20 protein-coding genes are annotated in these 19351 nt (G+C 42.3%); 2 read left to right on the forward strand and 18 right to left on the reverse strand.

What is annotated here, in order from left to right; all coding sequences use genetic code 11:
- Window positions 1–14: 14 nt before the first annotated feature.
- The 9 genes from flgN to degS form a co-directional block, all read right to left on the reverse strand.
- Window positions 15–497 (reverse strand): flagellar protein FlgN, encoded by a 483-nt coding sequence (flgN, locus tag MKX71_RS18195; protein ID WP_339231458.1) that lies wholly within the window; start codon window positions 495–497, stop codon window positions 15–17.
- 15 nt (window positions 498–512) lie between these two features.
- Window positions 513–779: a flagellar biosynthesis anti-sigma factor FlgM gene (flgM, locus tag MKX71_RS18200; protein WP_014478128.1), complete on the reverse strand. Its 267-nt coding sequence runs from the start codon at window positions 777–779 to the stop codon at window positions 513–515.
- 80 nt (window positions 780–859) lie between these two features.
- On the reverse strand, window positions 860–1279 hold the full coding sequence (locus MKX71_RS18205; protein WP_003227995.1) for a TIGR03826 family flagellar region protein: 420 nt from the start codon (window positions 1277–1279) through the stop codon (window positions 860–862).
- A 73-nt stretch (window positions 1280–1352) separates the two neighbouring features.
- Window positions 1353–2075 carry a comF operon protein ComFC gene (comFC, locus tag MKX71_RS18210; protein ID WP_029725992.1) on the reverse strand — a complete coding sequence of 241 codons (723 nt, stop codon included), beginning with the start codon at window positions 2073–2075 and terminating at the stop codon, window positions 1353–1355.
- Complete coding sequence (gene comFB, locus MKX71_RS18215; RefSeq protein ID WP_339231459.1) at window positions 2039–2335, reverse strand: late competence protein ComFB; 297 nt, start codon at window positions 2333–2335, stop codon at window positions 2039–2041. The genes comFC and comFB overlap by 37 nt, the downstream gene beginning before the upstream one ends.
- 59 nt (window positions 2336–2394) lie before the next feature.
- Window positions 2395–3786 (reverse strand): ATP-dependent helicase ComFA, encoded by a 1392-nt coding sequence (comFA, locus tag MKX71_RS18220; protein WP_339231460.1) that lies wholly within the window; start codon window positions 3784–3786, stop codon window positions 2395–2397.
- A gap of 106 nt (window positions 3787–3892) precedes the next feature.
- Entirely contained in the window at window positions 3893–4738 is an 846-nt protein-coding gene (locus MKX71_RS18225; RefSeq protein ID WP_128738295.1) for a DegV family protein, read from the reverse strand.
- Between the two features lie 97 nt (window positions 4739–4835).
- Window positions 4836–5525 carry a two-component system response regulator DegU gene (gene degU, locus MKX71_RS18230; RefSeq protein ID WP_003219701.1) on the reverse strand — a complete coding sequence of 230 codons (690 nt, stop codon included), beginning with the start codon at window positions 5523–5525 and terminating at the stop codon, window positions 4836–4838.
- An 82-nt stretch (window positions 5526–5607) separates the two neighbouring features.
- A complete protein-coding gene (gene degS, locus MKX71_RS18235) occupies window positions 5608–6765 on the reverse strand; it encodes a two-component sensor histidine kinase DegS (RefSeq protein WP_003227983.1) in 1158 nt (385 codons plus the stop codon).
- Between the two features lie 216 nt (window positions 6766–6981).
- Here degS and MKX71_RS18240 point away from each other — a divergent pair, with 216 nt between their 5' ends.
- A complete protein-coding gene (locus MKX71_RS18240; RefSeq protein ID WP_003227979.1) occupies window positions 6982–7635 on the forward strand; it encodes a YigZ family protein in 654 nt (217 codons plus the stop codon).
- Window positions 7635–8810 (forward strand): polyisoprenyl-teichoic acid--peptidoglycan teichoic acid transferase TagV, encoded by a 1176-nt coding sequence (tagV, locus tag MKX71_RS18245; protein ID WP_161476660.1) that lies wholly within the window; start codon window positions 7635–7637, stop codon window positions 8808–8810. The genes MKX71_RS18240 and tagV overlap by 1 nt, the downstream gene beginning before the upstream one ends.
- A gap of 71 nt (window positions 8811–8881) precedes the next feature.
- On the opposite strand, the gene MKX71_RS18250 is transcribed toward tagV, so the two are convergent.
- From MKX71_RS18250 to MKX71_RS18290, 9 genes are all read right to left on the reverse strand, one after another.
- The gene (locus MKX71_RS18250; RefSeq protein WP_003227975.1) at window positions 8882–9958 is read right to left on the reverse strand and encodes an MraY family glycosyltransferase; all 1077 of its coding nucleotides are present in this window, start codon (window positions 9956–9958) and stop codon (window positions 8882–8884) included.
- A 144-nt stretch (window positions 9959–10102) separates the two neighbouring features.
- Window positions 10103–11296, reverse strand: coding sequence for a glycosyltransferase family 1 protein (locus tag MKX71_RS18255; protein ID WP_144482990.1), 1194 nt, complete (start codon window positions 11294–11296; stop codon window positions 10103–10105).
- A 28-nt stretch (window positions 11297–11324) separates the two neighbouring features.
- Window positions 11325–12083, reverse strand: a complete 759-nt coding sequence (locus tag MKX71_RS18260) for a glycosyltransferase family 2 protein (RefSeq protein ID WP_003242619.1) — start codon at window positions 12081–12083, stop codon at window positions 11325–11327.
- 23 nt (window positions 12084–12106) lie between these two features.
- Window positions 12107–12787 (reverse strand): Wzz/FepE/Etk N-terminal domain-containing protein, encoded by a 681-nt coding sequence (locus MKX71_RS18265; RefSeq protein ID WP_029318784.1) that lies wholly within the window; start codon window positions 12785–12787, stop codon window positions 12107–12109.
- Window positions 12788–12815: 28 nt separating this feature from the next.
- Window positions 12816–14282 carry a teichuronic acid biosynthesis protein TuaE gene (gene tuaE / locus MKX71_RS18270; RefSeq protein ID WP_339231462.1) on the reverse strand — a complete coding sequence of 489 codons (1467 nt, stop codon included), beginning with the start codon at window positions 14280–14282 and terminating at the stop codon, window positions 12816–12818.
- Between the two features lie 84 nt (window positions 14283–14366).
- Window positions 14367–15752, reverse strand: coding sequence for a UDP-glucose 6-dehydrogenase TuaD (gene tuaD, locus MKX71_RS18275; protein WP_074794403.1), 1386 nt, complete (start codon window positions 15750–15752; stop codon window positions 14367–14369).
- A 61-nt stretch (window positions 15753–15813) separates the two neighbouring features.
- Complete coding sequence (locus MKX71_RS18280) at window positions 15814–16983, reverse strand: glycosyltransferase family 4 protein (RefSeq protein WP_038427949.1); 1170 nt, start codon at window positions 16981–16983, stop codon at window positions 15814–15816.
- Entirely contained in the window at window positions 16980–18431 is a 1452-nt protein-coding gene (locus MKX71_RS18285; protein WP_151262540.1) for an MOP flippase family protein, read from the reverse strand. Before MKX71_RS18285 ends, MKX71_RS18280 begins: the two co-directional genes overlap by 4 nt.
- Before the next feature lie 55 nt (window positions 18432–18486).
- Window positions 18487–19146: a sugar transferase gene (locus MKX71_RS18290; RefSeq protein ID WP_046381365.1), complete on the reverse strand. Its 660-nt coding sequence runs from the start codon at window positions 19144–19146 to the stop codon at window positions 18487–18489.
- Between the last annotated feature and the right edge of the window lie 205 nt (window positions 19147–19351).

Genomic DNA, 19351 nt, shown 5'->3' on the forward strand with positions numbered 1-19351 from the left:
TGAATTCCTTTCTGCTAAGCTTTTGAATCAAACAATTTCATTTGGCTGCTTTTCGGCAGCTCAGCTTTAATTGATTTGCTGTAATTGAAGTTATTTTCCTTAGGAACCAGCATATCGTACGAAATAGAGATGAATTGCAGCGCGTCTCTTGTCAGCTGCCTATTCATCTCATTTACCTTTTTCAGACGTCCGAGAACTTGAGAAAGAGATTCGTATAGTTGTTCCAGCTCTTCCTTTTCACTGCCTGAGGTTTTGGCGATACATACGGAAATAGTATTATTTTCGCTATATCCGAGAAAGGCCGAAGTTGTTTTGATCCGGTCATCTTCTGTCTGCGTGATTGCTTGAATATATTTTTGCTCTTTTGTCAAAATGTTAGAAAGCTCTTTTGTTTTGCCGGCTTTGAGCGCTTCCGTCTTTTCTTCAGACAGCGTGAGCAGGTGCTCATGCAGAACGCAAAGTCGCTTCAAATGTTCAATAATTGCCTTCGCTGACATGGGCTTTCTCCTTTTTTATTGCTTTTTATAAAAATTAATCATATTTTTCGCGATATGATTTGCGTCTACTTTGTATGACCCATTTTCAATTTGCGCTTTAAGCTGCGCAATTTTTTCCTGTCGTGAACCAGTGACTGCGTCGGATGCATGTTGCATTTCTTTAGCCTGTGATGAAATTTCAATTTTATCTTGAGGCTGTGCAGCAGTTTTTTGCACCGCTTGCTTATCATAATTTTTTTGATATGGATTAACGGATTGTGTTCCAAATTGATTGATTTTCATAGGATTCCTCTCGCTTTCCGTTGCAGTCTTTAAACAATCTTAACCCTTTTATCGACTGCGTTTTCAGTTAGTTTAGGGAATCAGCTGTTTTTGGTATTATAGGCATAGTATGTGTCTTTTTTACTATTTTCTTTCTCGATTTTCAGAGCATCCTCGTGGTTCAAATGATCCATTTGATCCTTAATATCGGACTGGCAAGCCTTGCAGAACTTGCCTTCTCTAATCGATGTCCCGCACCTTTCACAAGGGTATGCCAAATTAGGAAGATGAGTGATCTGAATTCGCTTCTGCCTGATGAATTTCAATATCAGCTCTTCTTCCACACCTGTTTCCTCAGTTATCCGGCTCAAAGTTGATTGCCGGTTTTCCTGTTTTCTTAAAAATTTATAGACAGTCTCAAATGATTTTTCTTCTTCCTTAATACACGCCTGACATACAGTTTGCAGCTTTGTTTTTAAAAATAAAGCATTGCATTTCGGACAATTAGCCAGTTCTCCCATCTTTTTTTCTCCTTATTAGATAATATGCCTGTGTCAATTTCTAGTGATTATATCGGCATAAAAACAGAATCATTTAGCTTCTGATCAAGGTAAAAGATGACACTGAAGCGGCTTTTCCTTTTTCTAATAAGCAGCGGGCTGCGAAGTGCAAGGTGGCGCCTGTTGTATAAAGATCGTCTATTAAAATGATATTCATACCTGCTGCTGAATTATTTTTTGTATCAAAAATGCGCTCTGATAGCAGGCGTTCTGTTTTCTTTTTCTTTGACTGTTTCTCATTATTCAGGCGAATGAGGGGATGGTGGGAAGGCCGGTCTAAACATTCTGCCAAGAGCTGTGCCTGGTTAAAACCGCGCTCTTCTTCCCGTTCCTTGCTCAGCGGAATAGGTACAAGAACAAAATGCTTATCGGGGTAAACCTTAGAAAAGGTTGAAGAAAAATCACTTTTAAATGCATTTATGATTTCTGCATCTCCTCTAAATTTAAAACGGGAGAGCGCTTCTTTCATCATATCATTATATGTGTAAACTGAACGGTTTTGACGCAATAGCAAACTGTCTCTGATCCTTGTTCTCCACACCTCGCAATCCCTGCATACGGCATGAACAGATTGAGGTCTGCCGCACAGGGGGCAGATATGTCCTGTGATTTTCTTTAATTTGCTTCTGCAAGAATAACAAACCTTTTCATCAGGCTTTAGTAAAAAAAGGGCTCTCCATGTAACATCTTGAGAAAATTGCGAATCACATAATAAACAGATCAGTTTATGAATGCCTCCTCCTGCTTCGTTTGACATAAATCGCTTGGACTCTCTGAAACTACTGCAACAGATTCAGCCAAAATGACAAGCATTGCTGTGTTTTTTTGTTTATCTACCAGCTCAGCTTTCGTATATGCGATCTTTTTAAGATCAGTAACGTAGGATGGACTCACTTTGTTTAAAGAAAGTGCCAATACATCGTTTTGGCATACTTGGCAAGTACAGGCCATATGAAGCTGGTCCATATATCGGTCGAGCAGTTCTTTCATTACGATTTCTTTTGAATTGACAAGCATTTTTACAGCTCCTCATCATCGGTTATATGAGTATACTGTACCACGTTTTCAAATAATGGCTAGTCTGTACATTCAACTTTTGCTGCCAATTCATTCATTTCTTTTATATGCTTTCTTGCATCGAGCATACTCTTTGTTTTGCCGAAGTGAAAGTAAATGACATCGCCGTCCGCATATTCTTTATGCCGGCCGGTTCTTCCTGCAATTTGAACAAGTGCGCTTTCCGTAAAGATAGACGATTCCGCTCCTAGTACACCCGTTTGCACCTTGGGGACTGTGACGCCTCTTTCCAGTATTGTTGTTGTGATTAATAAATCGAGCTGACCATCTCTGAATTGCTGCACTTTCTCCTTTCTATGCTTGTCTTCCGCGTGCACAGATGCGGTTCGGCAATGAACACCTCTAAAGCACGCAGCAGCCTTTTCCAGAATAGAAACGGAAGGAACGAATAAAAAAACAGGCCTCCCTTCTTTTATATGAAACTCTATCCATCTTTTCACCGCTGGCGGAATTTTATTTCGGTTTAATTTCTTCTTCCAGTTTCCACACCATACAAAGCGCGGTTCGGGTAAAGGTTTCCGGTGGTGTCTTGCGGGGATGCGAACTGAATGTAACTGTCCGTTCAGTGCTTTTCTTTTTAATTCTTTAGGAGGTGTTGCACTTAAATAAACGAGGGTGCTGTTTTTCTTTCTTGCTTTTTGAACAGCGAATTGAAGGGTTTGATCAGCAGGATATGGAAAAGCGTCAACTTCATCAATGATCATAACATCGATTGCATCTTTATATCGCAAAAGCTGATGCGTAGTGGAAATCATAAGCGGCGATAGCCGCCCTTTGTCATCGCTTCCTCCGTAAAGCGCTGAAATGTCAGCACCCTGAAAGGCAGCCTTGAGCCTTGGAACAAGCTCTAATACAACATCGGTGCGAGGTGTTGCAATACATACACGCAGTCCTTGATTTAACGCTGATTCTATACCAGGAAACAGCATTTCTGTTTTGCCAGCGCCGCAAACCGCCCAGATGAGGAGCTCTTCTTTTTTTGATATTGCTTCAATTAAAACATTGGCGGCTTTTTGTTGTCCGCTTGAAAGCTTGCCGTCCCATGTCAGTTTAATTGACTGCCAGTTTGGTTCATTTTCCTCTTCCCATGAATATAAAGGAACCTCCTCACTCACTCTGCCCATCATGACACAGGAACGGCAATACAGCTTATTCTTTCCAGATGAGTGATAAAAAGAAAAATACCGCTGATCAGTTTGTCCGCACCTATTACATCTATATCTCCGTTTATTTATGGATATAGAATTTTCAGCAGTGATATATCCATTCTTGATATGCCATTCAATCATCTCATCGGAAAATGAGAGCTCAGTCCTGAGCAAATGACGGCTTCGAAGCGTCTGCTGCAATTCTTTTGAAAAGGAACTGTTTTTTTCAACTGGCACATTCACATAGCACCGCCTCCTTTCGAGACAGTATGCCTGAATGAATATTTTCTGTCCAACTATTAAAATAAGAATATAAAAAAATCTCCGCTCTAAAAACGGAGATTTTACATTATTTAAAACACCAGCAAATTCCTAAGGCACCTTCACCCAAATGAGTGCCGATTACCGCGCCAAAATAGCTGTTATAAAATTCAACATGAGGATATTTTGCAGAAAGCTCTTCAATGATTTTCGCTGCTTCTTCCTCTCGATTAGCGTGGATAACAGCAGCTCGCATAGGCAACCCCTTACTCGCATCTTCGTCTAAAAGCTCATAAATTCGCGAAATTGCTTTTTTACGTGTGCGAATCTTCTCAAAAGGCACAATTACCTTATTGTCAAAATGAAGGATAGGCTTTACCTTTAGAAGACTACCAATGAAGGCTTGGGCGCTGCTTAATCGCCCGCCGCGCTGAAGATGAGCTAAGTCATCTACCATAAAATAAGCTCGAACTGTTTTTTTCATTTCTTCCAGTTCTTTTATAATATCTTCCGGCGATGATGCTCCGTTTTTGATTAATTCAGCAGCTTTAAGGGCATAAAAGCCTTGAGCCAAGCAGCTGATCTCTGAGTCAAATGGATACACATCAATATTGTCGACCATCGAATCAGCCGCTGCTGCACTGCTGAATGTTCCGCTGATCCCGCTGGAAAGATGGATACTGATAACCGCATCATAAGACTTGCCAAGCTCTTCATACAACGCAACCAGCTCGCCGATGGGCGGCTGAGAAGTCGTCGGGAGCTCATTATGTTTTTTCACTTCTTCGTAAAAGCTTTTCCAGCCCAACTCAATTTCTTCACGGTAAGTCTCCTCCCCAAAAACAACCTGGAGAGGGATCATATGTATCTGATGTTGTTCACGCATTTCTTTCGGAATATATGCCGTGCTGTCTGTTACGACTGCAATATTCATAGCTTCGATACCTGCCTTATTGCTTTATAACTCTATTGTAAGGGAAACGGCAGCCTAAAAAAAGACCTGCCTAGTAAAAGGCAAGTCTCCTATTATACTATCTCATTTCTACCCAGCCATTTTTAATGGCGACCACAACGGCTTGCGTCCGGTCGTTTACATTCATTTTTTGTAAAATATTGCTGACATGGTTTTTAACGGTTTTCTCACTGATAAACAATGATTCACCAATACCGCGGTTGCTTTTTCCGTCTGCAAGCATCTGCAGCACTTCACATTCCCGCCTAGTTAAAATATGTAATGGTCTGCGGATTTCAGGGTAAACCTCATGTTGAGGGTGTGCAGAAACTCCGCTTGTTGCAAGGCGGCGGAATTCGTTAACGAGGTTGTGAGTAACCTTCGGATGGAGGTAAGATCCGCCCTCAGCCACTACTTTAACCGCTTCAATTAATGTATCAGCATCCATCTCTTTCAGCAGATAACCTCTTGCACCTGTTTTCAGGGCATGTGTTACATAATTTTCGTCATCGTGAATTGATAGAATAATTACTTTAGATTCAGGATACAGCTCTACAAGCTGTTTTGTAGCTTCCACACCATTTACGTTTGGCATATTGATATCCATGATCACAACATCAGGATGATAGTGCTCAACAATACGAGCCGCTTCGTCCCCGTCATCACCTTCGGCTACCACTTCAAAGGTAGGTTCAAAATCCAATATCCGTTTAACACCTTCACGAAATAACTGATGGTCGTCGATAATAACAATGTTTACTTTAGTCACAAGCCACGCCTCCTTGTATTATTGTTCTATATACTCTAGCATTCGGTCAATATGCCTTTTGGCTCTATTTTACAAATCATAGTCAAAGAGATAACGGAACCTTAATCATAATAAATGTCCCAAGACCTATTTTCGAATCTATTGTCATCGTTCCTTCCAATAAATCTACTCTTTCTTTCATGCCCAGCAAGCCGAATGATTTGTTTTTCTTCTCTTTCGCTTCCTTCAGGTCGAACCCTTTACCGTTATCTTTTATCATTAAAATCACAAAATCCTTTGTGATCTCAACTTTGACTGTAATTTCTTCAGATTCAGAATGCTTTAGCGCATTAGACACAGCTTCCTGTGCGAGCCTGAAGAGCGCAACCTCAAACTGAGGCGCTAGCCTCTGATCCTCTGTTTCTCCAATGCACTGAAAATGTATTTTGACCTTCCCGTTATATTCCTCGGTTGTATATAGATATTTTCTTAAAGTTGGAATCAGGCCTAGGTCATCAAGGGCCATCGGTCTTAAATCATATATAATCCTTCTCACTTCGTAAAGGGCATTCCGAACATTTTGGCGTAGATTTTTAATTTCTTGGAATCCGTCCTCTGCGCCCCGGTCACGGAAAATCCGCTCGATTAATTCCGATCTCATCATAACATTCGCCAGCATTTGAGCGGGTCCGTCATGGATTTCTCTTGAGACTCTTTTTCGCTCTTCTTCCTGCGCCTCAATAATTCTTAAGCCGAAATCCTGTTTTGCCTGAGCATCAGCAAGAAGCAGTCCAACTTCGCGCAAATCCTGATTCAAGTAGTTGAGCACAACTGTAATTTGGCTTACTAATGATTCTGACCGCTCAATGATTTCCTGAAGCCCTAGCAATCTGCGCTCCAAATCGTCCCGCCGTTCGCGCAATTGCTTCTCACGCTGCTGGATCATCGTCAATTCTACCTGCAGCTTATGGGCTTTTTCATAAGCATTGCGGATTTCCTCTTCACTGAATCTATGAAAATTACGGCTGACCTCGGATAAACGGTTTCTCGCATGGCGGGTTTGCACTTCAAGTTTATCGCCAAGCTCGATCACTTCATACACCTGCTGTTTAATTTGTTTCAGTTCTTCAACCAGCTGTTCATACTGCTGGCGTGACTGCTCCCCGATTTGAAAAACCTCGTCCTTGCTCCCGTCAACGGTTTTCAGCATCTTCATCAAAATAGAATCCAGCACTTTGGAATCCATCTTTGTTTTATTCATAATTTCCCTCCGTCACGGCGTTGTCATATATTTTTATTATAAATGTAATTGATCTGCAAATTATGTCGAATTATAATGAAAGAATGCGTATATTCTAGAAAAAAACATTTTTATATACTATCTACTCTTTATGATACCAAAATACGCACAAAAATTCTAAAGACTGTACGAATTTGTATAGGCAGTCTTTTATGCTTAGCAGGAGGGTCAGCTAGCATGCTGCACAGCTATTTTACTGTGAAAGAAGCAGGAGAACACGAGATTGTTATAGAAAAATCGCGTTTTATCTGTCATTTAAGCCGTGTTTCTACCGAACAAGAGGCACAGGAATTTATACAGAAAATAAAGAAACAGCACTGGAATGCGACTCATAATTGCTCGGCTTATGTTATTGGCGAGAATGATCATATCCAAAAAGCCAATGATGACGGGGAACCAAGCGGTACAGCGGGAGTGCCGATGCTCGAGGTTTTAAAAAAACGCAGGCTGAAGGATACTTGCGCCGTCGTTACACGCTACTTCGGAGGCATTAAGCTTGGTGCTGGCGGATTAATTCGCGCTTATGGGAAATCAGTGTCTGAAGGATTAAATCATATAGGTGTTGTAGAACGGAAGCTTATGCGAATCATGCATACTTCTGCAGATTACACATGGCTTGGCAAGATTGAAAATGAATTAAGGGAGTCACAATTTCTGTTAAAGGAAATCCATTATTCAGAAAATGTTGAATTCGAAACATACGTGGAAGAAAAAGAAACCAACGCTTTTTCTGAATGGATGACAGAACTGACAAATGGAAAGAGTGATATTAAAGAGGGAGAGTTGACGTATCTTGAAAAAGCCGTCAATCACATAAAGGAGACTGAATAATGGCTGAACGCGTTAGAGTGCGTGTGCGAAAAAAGAAAAAGAGCAAACGCAGGAAAATTATAAAAAGAATAATGTTATTGTTCGTCCTCGCATTATTAGTAGTTGTGGGGCTTGGCGGGTATAAACTTTATAAAACCATTAACGCTGCGGATGAATCGTACGATGCCCTATCCCGCGGGAATAAATCAAATCTTCGCAACGAAGTTGTCGACATGAAGAAAAAACCGTTTTCTATTTTATTTATGGGAATAGAGGATTACGCGACTAAAGGACAAAAAGGGAGATCAGACTCTCTTATTGTTGTTACCCTGGATCCCAAAAATAAAACCATGAAAATGCTGAGCATTCCGCGTGACACACGTGTGCAATTAGCTGGTGACACAACGGGAAGCAAGACGAAGATTAATGCCGCTTACAGCAAAGGCGGTAAAGATGAGACAGTTGAAACTGTTGAAAACTTCTTGCAAATCCCGATTGATAAATATGTCACAGTTGATTTTGACGGATTTAAAGATGTGATTAATGAAGTCGGCGGTATTGATGTTGACGTGCCTTTCGATTTCGATGAAAAAAGTGATGTAGACGAAAGCAAACGGATTTACTTCAAAAAAGGCGAGATGCATTTGAACGGCGAAGAAGCCTTAGCATATGCCCGGATGAGAAAACAGGATAAACGTGGAGACTTTGGCCGTAATGACAGACAAAAACAAATCTTAAACGCGCTGATTGACCGAATGTCAAGTGCAAGCAACATTGCTAAAATTGATAAAATCGCAGAAAAAGCCAGCGAAAACGTTGAAACCAATATTCGCATTACTGAAGGTTTAGCGCTTCAGCAGATTTACAGCGGCTTTACCAGCAAAAAAATCGACACATTGAGCATTACAGGTTCTGATTTGTATTTAGGGCCTAACAACACATATTACTTTGAACCTGATGCTACAAATCTTGAGAAAGTAAGAAAAACGCTTCAAGAGCATTTAGATTATACTCCTGATACAAGCACTGGCACTTTCGGTACCGAAAGTTCAACAGACGGGACTGACAGCTCAAGCAGTTCTGGCAGCACTGGCACAACAACTGACGGGACGACGAGCGGAAGCAGCTATTCGAATGACAGCAGCACAAGCTCAAACAACAGTACAACGAATTCAACAACTGATTCATCCTATTAAAAAATGCCCGGTCCTTTTAAAGATCGGGCATTTTTGCGCAGAAAAAAACTCCGGCACATAAGCCGGAGTTTTTAATTCCTTTTCACCAGCCGTTTATAAAACTTTGTAAACGGCTTAAATTTTTCATTCACGAGTCCTGTCACTTCTGCTATGATTTGCATAAAAATAATCAAAATGAAGATAATAAACAAAGAAAGCCAAATTGTGGCACTTTTAAGTACAATCGCACTGATACTGAAAATAAATCCAATTAAATAAATAACTAAGACCGACATCCGATGTGAAAGGCCAAAGGCCATCAGTCTATGGTGAATATGCGACTTATCAGGCGCTGAAATCGGCTGTTTGTTTAATATTCTCCTGATGATAGCAAAAGTTGTATCAAAAATCGGTACGCCTAATATAATAATCGGGATAACGATACTGAACAATGTGACACTTTTATACAGGCCTAATAATGAAAGAATCGAAATACTATACCCTAAAAACAGTGATCCCGTATCTCCCATAAAGATTTTTGCCGGATGGAAGTTGTAAAACAAAAACCCCAGCGTGCTGGCAATAACGACTAATGAGAGTGACAGAATGAGCACTTTTCCGCCGGATAGCGCCATGACAGCGATCGTTGACAGGCCGATAACAGAAAGACCGGCAGCAAGGCCATCCAATCCATCAATCAGGTTAATTGCGTTCGTGATGCCGACAATCCATAATACCGTCAGCGGATAAGCCATCCATCCTAACTCAAACCGTTCTGTTAAAAAAGGTACTGAGAAAAAGTCCATTTTTAAGCCAGTGCTTACAATCATAATGGCTACACCTAATTGAATCAAAAACTTAACTTTTGCACTTAATTGATATTTATCGTCAAGAATACCTAACACAATAATGATGAATGCTCCGACTGTAATTGCCGTCATCCTTGTTTCTGTGTAAATACCGGATGCAAGCACGCCTGCAACCACCCCGATAAATATGGCCAGCCCGCCCATGCGGGGCATGATTTTGTCATGTACTTTTCGATTGCTGGGCTGGTCAACTGCACCTATTTTAATCGCAATCCTTTTTACGATTGGGGTTATGATTAAAACTGTCAGCAGCGAGACAATAAACGCAACAACAATGCGAATCATGCGTTCGTCAAGCATAAAGAAGTCTCCTTTGGAATTAAATGAAGTCTTTATTTATATAGAGAACCGTTCCTTCCATTATACCTTCTCCTTAGTTATTATAACAAGCTTCATCAAAAAGAAACACGTATAATCAAAAAACGCGCATCCCAATTTATAGGACTACGCATGTTTTTGAATCCCTGTATATTTCATAATTTGTCTAAATAAGCAATTCCAATCTTGTGTGCGAGCGATGTTTCGGCGCATTTCTTTATAGGTTTCGTCTCCGTTTTGTCCGAGAACTTTTTCACAAGCTGCTATAAAATCAATTGGATGATCACCTTCTACATATTCGTATACATACGGCTTTTGCATTTTTAAGGTTGACGGAAGATTAGAGCCGACGACAGGTTTTCCTGCCGCTAAAAATTCAAATAGTTTCAGCGGAAACACAGCTTGATTATACGATGATTTTTTATAAGGCATGATGCCAATGTCGATAAGCTCCATAAAATGCGGAACTTCTTTCGGATCTGCCGGGCCGGTCCATATGACATTTGGAAGCCTCAGCAGCTCTTGAAACGAAACGTCACCATTGGTGGCATCCGGGCCAACCCATAAAAATGTCCAATCAGGCTTTTGCAGGGCGGCTTCTTCAATCATTTTAAAATCGAGCTTCGGTTTAATTCCGCCGATAAAACCTAACACTGTTCCTTCTCTCCCCTGCAGTATACTGCGATCGGGAGCTTGTTTATTTGCAGAAAATAGCTCATACTCCACACCGTTTTCCACAGTATGAACCTTTTCTCGTCCTGCAGTCAGTTTTTTGTCTACTTCCTTGTGAAGATAATCTGATGAACAGGTTATTGAATCTGCTCGTTGTATAATTCTCAGCTCTGCCGATTTAATCAGTTTTCGCCGGAATTCAGACAGCAGATTTGATCGGCCGCTGATCGGCGCCGCCCATAAGTCACTGCAGTCATAAATAACCTGATCCCAAGGATACAGCGAAGACAGCAGCGGGAATCCCGGAAACGTGTACCATAAACAGCAGCGTTCACCGTTTGCAGAAGCAGGTGTAAGCTCATCGAGTAATGGGGAGAGCTTATGTCTGTAAAAGACATCTGTATATCGTCCGAAACGAAACATTTTTTTCTGCAGCAGGTCTTTGACAGCGAATTGCCTGATGCCAGAATGGACTTCTTGAAATTCTTTCCCTTGGGCACGCGGAGCCGGACATACCCAAATAACTTCCTTCGTTTCCTCCTGAGCAGCTAAAAACTCTGCCAGCCGGTGCCTTCTGTATCTCAATTGGTCTTTTCCCCATTCAGCAGTGGCAACGATGACATGAATGATTGCTTCTTTTGTTTCCACCTTCATCACCTTTTCTCTCTGTTTGCGGCTATAATCTTTTTTTCACCGCGTTTTTTGCATATTGAACAAAACACCATGTTGCTTTCATAAAATGAAGCCGTTCGATCTCCCTGTAGACAAACCACGTTTTTTTCGCAGCCTTCCATTTGTTGCTGGAAATTGAGTTATTGACAAGCCGATATTCAGCCAGGCATTCATTCATTCCATAGGCAGTAAATCCTTTTTTTAAAAGAGACAGCCATGTGGCTAAGTCCTGTCTCGTTCTGATATTCGGCATTTGGATCTGTCCCGTTTGCTCCCTGTCAATCATCACCGTCAAGCAGCCGATAATTGTATTTTTCAGGGCGTCATCGTACGTCAGGCTTTCCGGCGCATGAATAAATTTATCGAGTGGGGTCCCGTCCTGCGCCATTAAGCTGTAGCCCGTGAAAGAAAACGCACAGGAGCGCTCCATCATAAACTCAAGCTGCTTTTCCAGTTTGTCTTTTTTCCATTTGTCATCACTGTCCAAAAATGCTACGTAGCGCCCTTGAGCGCGTTCCAACGCTTTGTTGCGAGCAACCGCAGCTCCGGAGTTCTCTTCCAGATACACCACATGAATTCTTTCGTCTATTTTTTCATACTGCTGTAAAATGTCGCGGGTCCCATCCGTTGAGCAATCATCCACGATAATCATTTCCCAATGAGGATGGCTCTGATCTAATACCGAATGAACCGTGTCTTCAATATAATCACGCGCATTATAGGAAGGTGTAATGACAGATACGAGAGGTTTCCAATTGGTCATGATCACATCTCCATCGTATGATTTTAAAAGGATTCCCTGAAAAATTCAGGAATGACAACGAACATAAAGGCAATCGTAAGGCCAATCATAACGCCGAGAACTGCTTTCTTTTTCGGAGACATTCCCCCGCCTGCTGTCTCACTTACGGTTTCGGAATCAGTAATACTGGCCGCTTTCAGGTTAAGCTGTGTGTTTTTGAGCTCATACAAAAATCTCTCTTTATCCACTTTGGAATCCTCGCTCACCGACTCGCCTTCAAGCGCGTCTATGCTGCTGCGGATGACGGCTTCTCTTTCTGCATACAGCTTTTGATCGTTTTTGAGGAAGGTGGAGGAAATGGCTTTTAAGACAGATTCCGTTTTATCCTTATCCTCGTCGCTATAGCTTAAAGTCAGTAACGATTTGGATTCCGTTTTGATTGTAAGCTTCTCTTTGATCTCTGCTACATCTTCATCCTTTTCATCAGGAAGCGCCTCCTTCAAAAAGGAGTCGCTCTTTAATAGAAGCGGAATCTCTTCTGTGCTGTTATAAACCGGATGATCATAGCTCCCCACAGCCAAAGTATCTTCAGCTGTATAGCTCTTTTGATCAGCGATCTGTGACGGCAGGATATACCCCGCCGCACCTAATATAATTGGCACCGCTATGATCCAAATGATATTTTTTTTTATGCGACGGGCTATTCTTATCAATATATCGTTCATATAAGTCTCCCTGCTTTTTGTAGTCTGTTTATCTGTACATCGGCTCAGGCATTTGTCTGGATCGCCTTAACACATTCACGGCGGCGATGACGAGCGCCATAAACACCCAATGGAAAAATAAATTTGAAACAGAGCTTGGGCTGATACTTGATACCAGGAAACTGACCATAGCGGTAATAAGTCCTTCTGTGATCAGTTTTGACTGATTTTCTAATTTTCTTTCATAAAACTTGTAAAGCACCCATATGAGGTAGGCATAAACGGACAGATATCCCAGCATGATGAACAAGCCAAAATTAGCAAGAATTTCAACAAGCCAGTTATGCACCTCTGCCACATTGTCAGTATCATATACAGCATAATGCTCAAGATAATAGGATACATTTCCTGCTCCGACTCCGAATCCGTATGAATCAAGGAAAAAATGCCAAGCGTTTTTCAGCAGATTTGCCCGAGCCACATTTGATGGAAGCCTGTCATGAAATGAATGCAGCGTCTGCGGGGCCAGAAACAGCTCCCAAAACTTTGAATAGATTTTGCTGGCGAAAAGAACTGCGAAAAGAGCAATTCCCGCCGCCGACAGCCATATAGCCATTTTCTTTAAAACAGGCGGCAATACAATGAAGATGTAGACAGCAATACCTGCAAAAATCCCCAGAAGGCTGGCTCTTGAACCAGTGGCAAAAATTAAATACAACGCACAGAGCGAGAGCACAAGGCCAATTGCCTTGATGTATCCATTCTTAATGTTTTTCATCATCGTGATGTAAAAAAAGAAGCTGATGGATAAAAAGGTCGCAAAGTCATTTTGATTAAAAAAGACCGATGTCGGATAATGCTGCTTATACTCCGGTCCGCTGTACAATGTGGAACTCGCAAGATGATGGTGGGTGATATGATTGTAAAAACCAATGATCATCAGAAATACCGTCATCACCAGCCAAATGGCATAAACAATCATCAGCCGCTCCATTTTTTGCACGTACATGACAATAAGATAAATGAAGAAGATTCCCATTGCCAATAAGGCTAAATACTTGAGGCCAACTGTTACCGACTTGGCCCACAGCAGAGAAACAAGGCCATATATAAACCAAAAGGCGAAAAAGAGCAATATCCCTTTTACTTGCAGCCCATGCCATCTTTCAATATGGGTTCGATTCCGAACCATGCCGAAAATATGAAGGCAACCCGCTGCAATGAGCAGAAGCCGGTAAAGGAACAAACTGAAAAATCCAAGATGAATAGCGAAAAATGCATTATTTAAAAAAGTGCAGGCGATCAAAATATAGATTACAGCCATAAAGAGCCGTTCTTTTGTTGTAAATGCGGTTGCAAGCGTCAGTAAAAACATGCCAATTGCCAACACCGCAAGCACAACAGCCATCTGCATGAAACCTATATCTTTATGGATGGCTCCCAGCAATAGGACGACTCCAAATATAGCAACGGCCAGTAACGCTAGCGTATGGACCGCTGATCGTTTGATACTCACATGTTTAACCCCTTTCCTGATGTTTCAGGAGCCGGCGGCCGAGCCTAGCAGCCGGCAGCTTCAACCAAGTAACACTTTTTCTTTTTATAAATTGACGCTTCCCAAGTCTTTAGCCAATTCTTCAAGCGGCAAGCCCGGAAAATACTTGTCAGAGGGTTCCGTTCCCCGAACAGCGGGACGGCCGATAGAGTGATAAATGTATCCAGCTGCCTGCATCTCTTCAAGTGAAAATAAATTTCTGCCGTCGATGATGACTGGCTGTTTTAAGAGGTTTTTTACTTTTACAAGCTCCATTTCTTTTACTTCCGGCCAATCCGTTAAAATCAGGCATGCATCAGTGTCTTCAATCGCAGCATACACATCTGTGTAATACTCGACCTGTTCGCCAAGGATCGCTGAAGCTTCAGGAATAGCAATCGGATCGTATGCTTTTACATGGGCGCCCAGCTGCTGCAGCATTGGGATAATATCAAGCGCTGGAGCGGATCTCACATCGTTCGTATTCGGTTTGAAGGCTAATCCCAGGACTGAAATGGTTCTCCCTTTGACGCTTCCCATAACAGTCAAAAGTTTATCTACAATATGAACACGCTGCTTTTCGTTCGTTTCAATGACAGCTTCGATGAGCTTGAATGGATAGCCTGCCGATTTTGCGATTTGAAGCAACGCGGTTGTATCCTTTGGAAAACATGAACCGCCGAATCCAATACCCGCTTTAAGGAACTTTCTGCCGATACGGCTGTCAAGACCAACACCATCAGCAACTTTTGAAACGTCTGCGCCGACTCGCTCACAAATGTTTGCGATATCGTTGATAAAGGAAATCTTTGTCGCCAGAAATGCATTCGCGGCGTATTTAATCATTTCTGCACTTTCTAGGTTTGTTTTAATGACAGGAGCATGGAATGGCTGATGAAGTTCCTCAATGATGGCAGCCGCTTTATGACTTGTTGAACCAATCACGGCACGCTCCATATTCATCGTGTCATGAATCGCTGACCCTTCCCGAAGGAATTCAGGGTTAGATACAACATCAAATGAGTATCTCCCCTTTGAGGCTTTTTGAACGATAGATTGCACCAGTTTCCCTGTTCCAACCGGGACTGTGCTTTTATTTACGATCACTTTGTAGCCGTTAAGATGCTCACCGATTGTTTTCGCCGCCGCTTTGACGTACGTTAAATCAGCTTCACCTGTTTTGGACATAGGCGTTCCGACTGCAATATAAATAATATCTGAGGCCCGAATGGCGGACGGGATATCGTTCGTAAAGGTCAGGCGCTGATCCAGCACATTTTTTTCAACTAAGTCTGCAAGCCCTGGTTCATAGATTGGGATTACCCCATTTTTCAGACTTCTGATTTTTGATTCATCGATATCACAGCAAACAACTTTATTGCCGATCTCCGCAAAGCAAGTGCCTGATACGAGTCCTACATAACCTGTTCCAATGACAGCTATTTTTTTCACAGCGCTCATCCCTCTCCTGTAAAATGATCTTCCTATTTATATTGGTCGCAGTTTCTTACGATTAAACGGACGTTTTCGTGACCGTCTGATACTGATGATGCAAGGCCTTGGCGTTTTTTCCTGCGTCAAATTGAGCCTGCACGGTTTCATACAAGTCATCTGCTACTTCCGGCTTCCATATTTGCTCATGTTCGTACCGAGTGATCGCTTCTGCCAAGGCTTGAGCGGATTTCGGTTTAATCAGCAGATGTTGGTGCTTTCCGAATAAAGACGACACTCCGCCAACATCCGTACAAATAACAGGAACCCTTAGCGCCAGGGCCTCAATCACAACAGTCGGCATCCCCTCACTGTAAGAAGGAAGTACGAATAGATCTGCCGCAAGTAAATAGTCTCTTACCTGATGATTCGGGACTTGGCCTGTGACAATATGCCCCTTCTGTGTCAGCATCGATTTTGCGGGACCATCCCCGACAAAGACTGCCTTAGGAGAGTCCTGCAGCGATTCGATCGCTTCAGACAGTTCAAAAATGCCTTTCTCTCTGACCAGCCGGCCGACATAGACAGCCAGACGCTGATCGAGCGGGAGTCCGAGTCTTTTTCTGATTTCCTCTTTCGTCTCCTCATTCTCCTGAAAACGGCTGAGCTGTATGCCGATTGGCAAAACCGAGCTGTCAAAGCCCGAAAGCTTTTTGGCTTCTTCCTGAAGCTTGTGGCTGACTGCTAAAACAACTGATGCAGAACCTACGGCACGCTTGAAGGCTTTAAACGCTCCTTTGCTATAATGCGGATAGACATTCACATCACTGCCATGCAAGGTCAGGACATAAGGAATTTGCGCGGACTCTGACACGACTGCCGCAGCCCCGCCCGATGGCATGGCAAAATGCGCATGGATCAGATCCGGATATAGGTCACATTGTTTCATGGTTTTTAAAACGGCTGATGCGATTCTCCGATGAGGCTGCGCCCACTTCAGCTGTCCGGGAACTGCCCGATAGAAAGGCCGGTAAACCGGTATTCCCTTTCTAATCTCATACTCCGGTCTGGCATCCTTTTTTCGATATGTCTTTTTCAGCATGCGGACAGGCGCTGAATGAAAAGGCCGTGGGCATATCACAGTGATATCAAGCCCGAGTTTTTGCAGCTCTTGCACCTGTGTCTCATGAAACACACCCTCACCGGGTTTCATACTGCTCGGATATACGCTTGTGATCCACAAAATCTTCATGACAAACGTCCTTTTCTTAGTAGTTTGCTTTTCGTTTGAGGGTACGCTTTTACCAAAAGAAAGAGATAGCACAGCGCCCCAGCCGCAACTGAAATGGCCAGCCGCATTTCTGCCTGCATACTGAAGTGTTCGGTACTGAGGCTTACACCAAACGCGATGATGCCCATCGCCGCAGTAATCAGAAATGGCTTCATAATCGACTGGAAATAAGCTGAAAGGTTAAGCTTGATGACATATGCCAAAAGCCAGCGCCCGATCAGGAAATTAACAACGCTGATAATGGCATACACCCATGCGACTGTCAGCAGGTTTCCCGTCTGTACAGCTGCAAACAGTGATAATCCGTACAGCAGCAGCACGCCGGAATCCCAATAAAACGCTAAGTCAGCTCTTCCTTTAGCCAGCAACACAGATCCATTTGGATTCATAAGCACTCTTAGTATTCCGACAATCGCCAGAACATTTAGGATCGGAACAGCAGCAAGCCACTTTTCTCCGAAAACCGCTGTGATAAAGGCGTCTGACACAGACACGAGCCCGATTAACAGCGGAAACGAAACAAGCGCCAGCATTTTTGTCATATTCAGAAAGCCTTCTCTGATCGCGCTGTTTTCATATTTGTTTTTTGCGAAAACAGGGAATGCCACCCGTGTGACAATCGGATTGATCTTCAAAACCGGAATAGTGACAATCTGATAAGCGAGGTTATAAATCCCCAATGCTTCAGCACCAATAAACCGGCCGATCAAAATCATGTCGATATTTGCTCCCAGCCTGTTCACAAGACGGGATGAAAGCTGAAAGGCTCCAAAAGAAAAGAAATCCTTCATGCCTCTCAAATCAAAAACAAAAGCAGGATGCCACTTTTTTCGGTATACAGCCCAATATAAAATCCCTTTACTGGACTGCAGCAGGACTTGAGAAATCACGTACGCCAAAATCGCATCCATCATAAAAACCGCTATCGCTAAATATCCGAATGACAATACATTTGAAAAAATCTCTATTTTGCTTAACGTATTAAAATGCAGCTGCTTTTGCAGCATATACTGATATTGCTGTCCAATTGGCGCGATCAAAAACATAATCGCCAGAATCCGAACCAGAAACACCAGCTCTTCTCTTTGATAAAATCCCGCAATGACAGGACTGCTCACATATAAAAGAACAAACAGCAAAACGCCCGTCATAATGTTAAGCCAATACAATGTTGACAGCTGGCGCTCCGTCGCGTCGTCTCTCTGAATTAATGCTGCGCCAAAACCCATATCGAGCACAATCTGGGCGAAAACTGTAACCGTTGTGATCATGCCGACAAGCCCAAATTCTGTTAAGGTCATCATATTTCCAAGCAGGGCAAACTGAACAATTTGTATGATTGTAATACACATGGTTGAAATACTTGTCCACTTTGCACCGCTCATGATTTGTTTTGTAATACTTGACATCATATTCCCTACTTCTTTTTAAGCTCAGATTGATGGTGAATAATGGCATTCCGTTTTATCTTGCACCATCACCCGTCCAAACTACTTTACAAGTTTTTAACATAATTTTTAATTCTAAAGTGAAAGTCAGATTGCGAATGTAATATAAATCAAATATCAGCTTTTCCTTCGGCGTCATATCGTAACCGCCGTTCACCTGAGCCCAGCCGCTCAATCCTGGTTTAACAGCCAGACGCTGTGTAAAGCCTGGAATCTCATTCTGGAATTTTTCCGTAAATACGGGCCGTTCCGGACGAGGGCCAATCATACTCATATCGCCTTTCAGCACATTAAACAGCTGAGGAAGCTCGTCAATTCTCGTTCTTCTGATAAAAGCTCCGATCCTTGTCACCCGCGGATCTTGCTTCTGTGCCCAAACCGCTCCAGACTTCTCGGCATCTATTTTCATGGAACGAAGCTTATAAAGCTTAAATGGTTTCCCGCCTTTCCCTACGCGTTCCTGCGTATAAATGGCAGGTCCCGGCGTCTCCAAACAAATCAAAATTGAAAATACCGCAATCATTGGCATCGCAATCGCCAACCCAATGAGCGCAAACCAAATATCCATTACGCGCTTTATTGCCAAATAACGAGCCGTCTTTTCAGATAATGTAAAAGAATGTATTTGCTGAACTGAGAATTCACGACTCACATTCATGCTTTTCTCTGCACTCACTGACACACACCTCACGATTTGTTTGGGATGTTATGATGACCTATGCCAGTCAGTTTAGCAGACGGATGTTAATTGGATGTAAATGGTATGTTAAGAAGTGTGAATTTGTTATTTTTTCTGACATTTATCCGTAAACTTTTTATTGTTTTAGACACTTTTTTTAAAAATTAAGCATATTGTTTAAAAAAAGAGACAAATCATTTTA

The organism is Bacillus sp. FSL M8-0071 (genome assembly GCF_037975455.1).
GTDB classification, from domain to species: Bacteria; Bacillota; Bacilli; order Bacillales; family Bacillaceae; genus Bacillus; species Bacillus subtilis.